The organism is uncultured Roseobacter sp. (genome assembly GCF_947501835.1).
GTDB lineage: Bacteria > Pseudomonadota > Alphaproteobacteria > Rhodobacterales > Rhodobacteraceae > Roseobacter.
Window position 1 is genome coordinate 1 of the sequence record NZ_CANMXR010000039.1, and the last position, 7,534, is coordinate 7,534.

Sequence of the window (7,534 nt, forward strand, 5' to 3'; positions counted from 1 at the left end):
GACCCGGATGAGCGACAACGGCCCCAAACAAAGAAGGAAAACGAGCTTGACCCAAACGCCCAATTAGAGAAGCGGACCTTGGCCGTTTTTTCATATGCTGCAGTGCGGCCCGCCAGACCGGACTTTCGCTGCGAGAACAAAACCAGGCTACGTTTGGATTCACGGCTTGCGGGACAAAGTAGCCGTCGAGTGAAAGTTGGTTTCTTTACATGGATTTAGAACGCATGGAATGGCATCAGGCTAGTCGGGCGCTATTCTGCAAAGTTCAATCTACGTTGCGGCAGACGTAGGTTCATACCCCGCTCGCCGCAACAATTGTTTACGCAGCTTATGAGCCGCTGCGCGTCCACGTAAACTGAGTGAATGCAGGATCCACTGGTGTTTGAGCGATGTGGTTGGTGTAGTTGCTCAGGACCTTTTGCGCCACGCCGAGGATGACCTCAAGGACCTGCTGCTCGCCATATCCGGCGGCATAGAATGCGTCCAAGTCAGCTTGGGTAACATGACCGCGATTGCGAACAACAACCAGTTTGAAGGTGCACAGGGCTTCCAACTTGGCGTCATTCAAAGGTTCCTCGTTGCGCAGCGCCTCGTTCAGGGCAGGATCGACATTCATCATGCCTGCGAGCGCAGTGTGGGCTGGGATGCAGTAGGTGCATTCATGTTCAACATTGATGGTCTGCCAGACAACAGTCTGCTCTTTTGCGTTGAAGCTGGTTTTTTGGAAGGCCTGATGGATGGCACCGTATGTTTTGAACAGTTGGGGCGCACCAGCCATGACTTGATACAAGCCAGTTGTAAATCCAAAGGTCTTTTCGGTCTGAGCCAGCATGTCTTTTGATGCTTCTGGTGCGGTCTCAACGATGTGTCGTGTCAGTCGGGTCATTGGGGAGTTCTCCATTTGCTAAGTGGTTGGGGAGGGATTGGGTCAGGCGATGCCTTTCTGGCCGCCGAACCACTTTGTGGTCTCGCGGATGTCGAACAACAGCGAGATTGTGTTCACGACAAAGACGATTGCGTAGGCGATGCAAGCGAAGCTCGCATTGGCAGGTGTCTGGATGAGATAGTTGCTGAGGATCGAAACCTGGGGCGACCAGAAGAGAAGATGCGGCTAGGCCATGGCTGCGGAAAATCCGTTCTGCACCCAGGCAATACCGAGGTTGGGTATGAAGCCGAGCATGGACAGAAGCGGCACAATCAGTCCAAGCGGACCATCTATGATTGCAAGCGTCAGGAAATTGGCTGGCGCGAGAACTAGCATCATCCAGATTTGGGTCGGCACAGTCAGGCGTCGAAACGAGGCGTAGAGGTCTGTGATTTTTTTCATGATACTTTCTCCGGAACGGGTGCGTGGCTCAGCTGGCCAAAGTAGTCACAGCTGTGGGGGATTTGTAGAAATCAGCGATCGAAAGGACGCGACACTGTCCGTTCTCTTCGACAATCAGTTGAGGGACGCCGCCAAGATTGAGACTTGCGAGTGTTTTCCTGGCCCATGCCGTGGTTTGCGCGGCGGCTGTCGCCCCGTCTTCAAGCTTTGCTGCAACGCCTAGCCGCATGACTGCAGCTTCTACAGCCGAGCGGTTTTTGCGCAGATAGGCCATCAATGTAGCGTTGGTTTTGCAGGTCGTGCGCGAGCGCAATTTCAGTTGGTGCGCCACGGTCGTGCTCCAATGCCGCCGCCCATGCCTTAAAGGTTGAGTCCAGAATTTCGGTGGGTGATTGAATTACGTGGTCGATGTAGCGCTGATCGAAATCCTGCCCGGACAGCCCGGCAACCCGTGTGTCATGTGCGAGTGCCACCTTTCCGAAGCCATCGGCCATCCGGTGGGCGTTTGCGCCTTGAAAGAGGTGTACGTGAAGCATCTCCACCTCAGCACCGCTTTCGATCAGAGCGGCGACCACGGGGTGCGCGCCGCGACACCAACCGCAATAGGTATAGTAAATGTAGGTAAATCGGCGGGACATCGCGTTGGCCTTTTCCTAAGTCTGTCTCAACTGTTGGAATGAAGTTAGGCGCCTGCGGTCGTCACCTAAAGGCAAACCATCTGTAATCTCTGTCAACCAAAAGATGACAACCGATATGGTCCTCGTTAAGGTGCCTTCGAAAGAGAAAAACGGATATGTCAGAGAACCTGAACAGGCTTGCTTACTTTGTGGCGATTGCAGAGGAGGGCACAATCACGGCCGCAGCCGCGCGTTTGCGGGTCTCCAAGGCGGTCGTTAGCAAACAGCTCCAACTCTTGGAGGATGACCTGGGAGCGACGCTTGTTCTCAGAAACTCCCGACATTTCAATTTGACCGAGACGGGCGAGGGTTTCTACGAGGCCGCGCGCGCCGCAGTTGCGCAAGCCCGGGATGCGTTTCATCTGGTGCGGAAAGGTCGAGATGAACCTTCGGGAGAACTCCGTGTGACGGCCCCGCTTGAGTTTGGCGTTGGCTATGTTGCGCCGGCGGTCGCGGCGTTCAGCTTACTCTATCCTGCTCTCAAAATTGATCTGACGCTGAGCGATACGCGGTTCGACCCGGTGGAAGCGCGGTTTGACATCGCGTTTCGCGTCGGCTGGCTAGAGGACTCGTCCAATACAGCACGGAAACTGACCGGATTTTCTCAGGTTGTGGTTGCAGCGCCGCCAATTGTCGAGACTTTCGGGATGCCGCAAACGCTGGACGAGCTCGCGCGCCTTCCCTTCATTGAGAATAGGGCGTTGAAAGCGCCCTCCAGACTGACCTTTAAGGATAAGAATGGCCGAATACGGGACATGACATTTCAACCATCTGTAACCGGAGATACGACACAGGCTGTGTTGTCAGTTGTCAAAGCCGGTGGTGGCATCGCAAACATGCCTGATTTTATGGTTGTCGACGCACTCAGCAATGGGGAGCTTGTTGAACTGCTCCCTGGGTTTGCGTTGCCGTCCGGAAAAATTTCCGCCGTTTTCCCGCCGACACCCTACCGCTCCGCAGCGACGCGGAAATTTACCGAGTTCTTTTTCGAGCGTTTTCGCGAGCGCCAGAGGCAATCCACCGGAGCCAAAATGGACTATGACAAACGGCATCCTATTCGCGAAACAGGTTTGAGGCGGCAAAGTTGGACAGTTGCAGGCTAAGGACTGTTCGGTTTCAGGCCATTTTGGGAGCGTTTTTATCACAAATAGGCGAACTAAAAGTTGATCATCGAAGACGGCCCTTACCAGACATTCGCGTCAGTCGGATCTCACCCAATCAGCTTCCCCAAAAGCCGACGTTCGAGCATAGTGCAGCATTTTGGGTTTTTGAGTGGCTGCGCCGAGGACAGAGCGGACAACGTTGTCGCGAACAAGGAATGGCTCAAGGCCTTACCTTCACAGGAGGACTTTGTCGGTGCGCGCGCGTACGCAGAGTGCCTGAACCACCCTGTGCGTCTCCAACCACGGCCGCCGAATTACTCTGGCAGACCCGCCTCGATCAGGTTGTTTAAAACGCGTTCGAGGTCCGAGGCATTTGTGTACTTTCCCGCGTAGTTGTGGCGAACGTCTGCAATTGTGTATTCCGGGTCGAATTCAAGCAGGTGTCCGACAGCCTCTTGGGCTTTTTGTGTATCGCCTCTGCAGACCTGAATGATCGCTAACACACGATACGCCATTGGCGGTATATCGGACATGGCGTTCATGGTTTGTAGCGCCTCGTCGCAGTTTTTCGTATGCCATTGCACCCATGCGAGGTTCCATTTGATCCAATCCTGGTGCAACGGGTCGAGGCGAACAACGCGCAGCATCAGGTCTTCTGCCTCTTCTGCTCGACTGCTGTATGTCAGCGCTTCCGCCAGCGAGGCCATCGCCCCGGTATCGTTCGGGTTCAGCGACAGAGCTTGTTGGTAACGCGCAATCGACTCATTCAGTTTTCCCTCCTGAATATGGAGATATGCCATAGCCGAATGTCCGTCGTAATAGTCGGGTGCAACCTCGACGGCATTGCGCGCATATTCTCGCGCTGCATTCAGTTCCATGATGGGGTCCTGATCCGTCCACCCCCAACGATACTTGTTGATGTGGACAAAGGTCAGCCCAACATATCCATAGGGTTGCCTGGGATCAGCCTCCACCGCGGCAAGGTTGGCCAGTCGCGCCTTCTCATTGCCCTCCGGCGTGAAGTCAAAAAGATGCTGACGAGCTTTCAAATTCAGAAGCAAGGCAGTTAGTTTTGCTTCGTCGGATTCGATGGCCTTCTGGCCTTCGAAGTTGATAACTTTCTGCGCCACCGTCGCGACGGTCTTTCGTACAATCTCATCCTGAACAGAGAAGACGTCACTTAGATCGCTGTTGTAAACTTGTGACCAGAGACTTTGTCCCTCGACAGCATCGATCAATTGAATTGTCACGCGCAACCGCTCGCCGCTCTTTTGTTGACTGCCCTCCAGCAAGTACCGAACACCGAGCGCCTTGGAAATCATTGACACTTTGGTTGGCGTATCGCGAAAGCTGAAACTCGAATTGCGGGCAATGACAAACAGTTCAGGAAACCGGGACAGATCGGCAATGACCCCTTCTGCGATGGCGTCACTAAGATAGTTGGCGTCAGAACCGACGCTGTGATCATCAAAAGCAAGAACTGCAATGGATGGCTTTGTAGGCAGCGGCAGTTCTGGCAGTGACGAGTTCAAAGTCCAGAAGGCACCAAAACTAAAGATCACAGTTACAATCAAACCCGCCAACGCAAACCTTGGAATGCGCTTGTGATCAATGTTTGGTGCCACCGGCTCTGCCCCGGCTGTTTTCCGGCGAGGCGTTGGAGTCAAGCGGTAACCCTTCTTGGGGCGGGTTTGAACAATTCTGTGACCCTCATCTTTCAGTGCTCGCCTGATATCTGCAATGCATTGCGAAAGACTATCGTCGGTGACAACCGTTTTAGCCCAGACATTCTCGAAAAACTCAGACTTGGAAACGGTCTCGCCACGTCGACCCACAAGGTAAGCAAGAACTTCTGAACTCTGTCGGCGCAAATGGATCGGCTGACCCGAGGCATCGAGCAATTCCTTTGATTCCAAAGAAAAATCGAAGTCACCCAAGGGAACAGTCTCAGACAAATTCAGATTTTTTTCAGGATTTTCTCCGGACATTTCACCAGTCTCCATGCCTCAATGAGTCTGCGAAAAGTCAAACCTTAGGGCAAGGGATTTATCCCGGCCTCAAAAAAACACGAAAGGAAAAACCATGGCCAATGTCGTGAAAATCTCCACCACTGCTATCAGTATGTTCTGCGCCACCGCTGTATGGTCCGCGGACTACAAGGTAATGCGGTCGCTTCAGTTGCCATCGCCCGCAGCGGAGACTTGGCATTTTATTGGCGATTTCTGCGACATTGATGACTGGCACCCAAATGTGAATGCGTGCTCCCTGAAGATTGTGGAAGGATCGCTGGTCCGCGTGTTGATGACGGATACCGGAGAAGAAATCGTCCAAAAGCGCATCGCTCAGGAAGCGGGTTTGTCTTATACGTACAAGACTAAAACGTCTTACTTGCCGATTGAGAACTTCACGGCAACCTTTTCGATTGAGCCATTGGAGGGATCATTGATCGCTTGGTCTGCAAACTTTTCATCCGAAGACCCAACAATGGAACAAGTCATCGTCGACGAGATCGAAGCCGGTCTGTCGGCAATAGAAGGCACATTCGCGTCTCGCTGAAATGGCACGCGCGGACACCAAATAAGTTAGGCGGACGAAATCCACTTTCGTTCGCCTAGCAGCTTCCAGAAGTCCAAGATCGACGCAATAGCAGATGCGGCCTCAAAGTGCACGAATAGCCACACTTTACTATTGGGTAATGAAGGCTCGCTTTGGGCTGACGGCGGGCTTTTCACCGCATCTTTCGAACTCCATGGTATTCATTGCTGTCAACATCGGGTTGTCGTCGCGGGAGGGCGTGGCGGATCGGAAGATCAGTCATGGAGATACCAAACTCACCAGCCATTCGTGCGCTCAGACCGGCCTGGAACAAGGGCCGTCTCGTCGGCCAGAAACGTCTGCTAAAACCAAAGCACGGTTGGGCAATCCGGGTTCGACTTGAATTGGCCGAAAACCATCGGGACCTCGCCCTGTTCAAATGGGCTATCGACAGTAAAATGCGCGGTTGTGATCTGGTCAAAATGAAGGTTGTGGATGTCATGGCATCCGGTGAAATCAAAGAACGAGCGTCCGTCCTTCAGAGCAAAACCAATAAGCCAGTTCGTTTCAAAATCATGGAAGGCACAAGGATGTCACCCGAACGCTAGATGGAAGATCCACTTATGGTCGGGTCCAAGTATCTATGGCCCGGACGACTTCACGAGCACTTCACATCTCGACACGGCAATATGCACGGATTGTCAGGGAGTGGGTTACGGCCATTGGTCTAGAGGCGACCGCATATGGCACGCATTCGATGCGCCGGACGAAGGTGACACAGATATACAAGAAGACAGATAATCTGAGAGGAGTTCAGCTTCTACTTGGCCACATCAAGATGGACAGTACCGTCCAGTGTTTAGGAGTCGAATTGGAAGATGCGCTGGCCATCGCCGAAGCCATCGAAATCTGACTACTTGGGCCGCTCGACATCGGGCGGTTCAAAGCCGCCATCAGTCGCAAGGTGCTGTCGCTGCTTTGCGGCCCGTCAGACCGGACTTTCGCTGCGCGTGCAAAGTCTGAGGATGATCAAACTCTCAGTCTGCGGATGAAGTGAGCTTTCGCTGCGATTGCGCCAAGGTCAGCTTTGAAAGCAGGTGACAATGGTTCTATCAGGACCTATTCCCGAACCCGAGGTTCAAAATTCTTATAGAGGAGTAAGTCAGATGATTGCCTATGTCACGGTCGGTGCAGATGACGTGGTGAGCGCAGAACGGTTCTACTCTGCCTTTTTGCCAACCCTCGGATATGCCCTAGAAGAATACCATGGAGACTTGAGTTACACCCCACCGGCACAACCGAGTCAAAAACCGACCTCGCCCGATTTCTACGTAAAATCCCCTTTCGACGGCGGTCCTACATCGGCTGGCAACGGTTGCATGGTGGCCTTTGAGGCAAGCAGTCAAGTCCAAGTTCCCGAACTTCACGCGGCAGCCCTTGCTGCTGGTGGGGCCGACGAGGGTCAGCCGAGCTTTCGTACTTCATACGGGTCTCATTTCTACGTTGGTTATCTTCGCGATCCTCACGGAAACAAGGTTGCTTTGTTCTGCGACAATCCAGACGAACCTGGACGCGACGATTGAAACCAAACGATTGCTGACATTCGTGCAGCTCGCAGCATTGGTGACTCCCGGGCTCGCTGCCGCCGCCGGAGGCAGCGCAGCAATCCTGTGATAAAGTGCCTCGTCAACGTCGAGTTGGGCCGTCCTCACGGACGGCACCAAAGAGGCATTCAGCCGGCGCCCATGATTCTGCGCTGGCAGCTCACTTTGCGCTCATTCGCTGCGAGCGAGAAACTTTAGGAAGATCGAAATCACAGGTCGTTCAATCCCGCTCAGCGCAGTGTTCTTGGGACATCAGACTTGCCAAAACCGCTTCCGGAATGGCGTCTT

7 protein-coding genes and 1 pseudogene are annotated in these 7,534 nt (G+C 53.5%); 4 read left to right on the forward strand and 4 right to left on the reverse strand.

The genetic code is table 11. The features are described from left to right. Positions 1–328: 328 nt before the first annotated feature. From Q1A20_RS25730 to Q1A20_RS25740, 3 genes are all read right to left on the reverse strand, one after another. Positions 329–886, reverse strand: a complete 558-nt coding sequence (locus tag Q1A20_RS25730) for a carboxymuconolactone decarboxylase family protein (RefSeq protein WP_299409787.1) — start codon at positions 884–886, stop codon at positions 329–331. A gap of 225 nt (positions 887–1,111) precedes the next feature. Further along, a complete protein-coding gene (locus tag Q1A20_RS25735) occupies positions 1,112–1,327 on the reverse strand; it encodes a hypothetical protein (protein ID WP_299409784.1) in 216 nt (71 codons plus the stop codon). A 200-nt stretch (positions 1,328–1,527) separates the two neighbouring features. Continuing rightward, positions 1,528–1,965, reverse strand: coding sequence for a hypothetical protein (locus Q1A20_RS25740; protein WP_299919619.1), 438 nt, complete (start codon positions 1,963–1,965; stop codon positions 1,528–1,530). Between the two features lie 155 nt (positions 1,966–2,120). On the opposite strand from Q1A20_RS25740, the gene Q1A20_RS25745 reads away from it, so the two are divergent. Further along, a complete protein-coding gene (locus Q1A20_RS25745) occupies positions 2,121–3,107 on the forward strand; it encodes a LysR family transcriptional regulator (RefSeq protein WP_299409779.1) in 987 nt (328 codons plus the stop codon). A gap of 314 nt (positions 3,108–3,421) precedes the next feature. Here Q1A20_RS25745 and Q1A20_RS25750 read toward each other — a convergent pair whose 3' ends face one another. Next, complete coding sequence (locus tag Q1A20_RS25750; RefSeq protein WP_299919621.1) at positions 3,422–5,095, reverse strand: winged helix-turn-helix domain-containing protein; 1,674 nt, start codon at positions 5,093–5,095, stop codon at positions 3,422–3,424. A gap of 94 nt (positions 5,096–5,189) precedes the next feature. Between Q1A20_RS25750 and Q1A20_RS25755 the strand changes: the two genes are divergently transcribed. The 3 genes and pseudogenes from Q1A20_RS25755 to Q1A20_RS25765 all read left to right on the forward strand — a co-directional run bounded on the left by Q1A20_RS25755 (position 5,190) and on the right by Q1A20_RS25765 (position 7,225). Further along, positions 5,190–5,663 carry an SRPBCC family protein gene (locus Q1A20_RS25755; RefSeq protein WP_299409774.1) on the forward strand — a complete coding sequence of 158 codons (474 nt, stop codon included), beginning with the start codon at positions 5,190–5,192 and terminating at the stop codon, positions 5,661–5,663. Between the two features lie 260 nt (positions 5,664–5,923). After that, positions 5,924–6,555: pseudogene (locus tag Q1A20_RS25760) on the forward strand (tyrosine-type recombinase/integrase). Positions 6,556–6,808: 253 nt separating this feature from the next. Then, the gene (locus Q1A20_RS25765; RefSeq protein WP_299409772.1) at positions 6,809–7,225 is read left to right on the forward strand and encodes a VOC family protein; all 417 of its coding nucleotides are present in this window, start codon (positions 6,809–6,811) and stop codon (positions 7,223–7,225) included. Positions 7,226–7,534 lie beyond the last annotated feature (309 nt).

Bases quoted from the DNA above. Each gene is read 5' to 3' on its own strand.
- Q1A20_RS25745 (WP_299409779.1), top strand. From the start codon at position 2,121: ATGTCAGAGAACCTGAACAGGCTTGCTTACTTTGTGGCGATTGCAGAG.
- Q1A20_RS25750 (WP_299919621.1), bottom strand. From the start codon at position 5,095: ATGTCCGGAGAAAATCCTGAAAAAAATCTGAATTTGTCTGAGACTGTT.
- Q1A20_RS25740 (WP_299919619.1), bottom strand. From the start codon at position 1,965: ATGTCCCGCCGATTTACCTACATTTACTATACCTATTGCGGTTGGTGT.
- Q1A20_RS25735 (WP_299409784.1), bottom strand. From the start codon at position 1,327: ATGAAAAAAATCACAGACCTCTACGCCTCGTTTCGACGCCTGACTGTG.
- Q1A20_RS25765 (WP_299409772.1), top strand. From the start codon at position 6,809: ATGATTGCCTATGTCACGGTCGGTGCAGATGACGTGGTGAGCGCAGAA.
- Q1A20_RS25730 (WP_299409787.1), bottom strand. From the start codon at position 886: ATGACCCGACTGACACGACACATCGTTGAGACCGCACCAGAAGCATCA.
- Q1A20_RS25755 (WP_299409774.1), top strand. From the start codon at position 5,190: ATGGCCAATGTCGTGAAAATCTCCACCACTGCTATCAGTATGTTCTGC.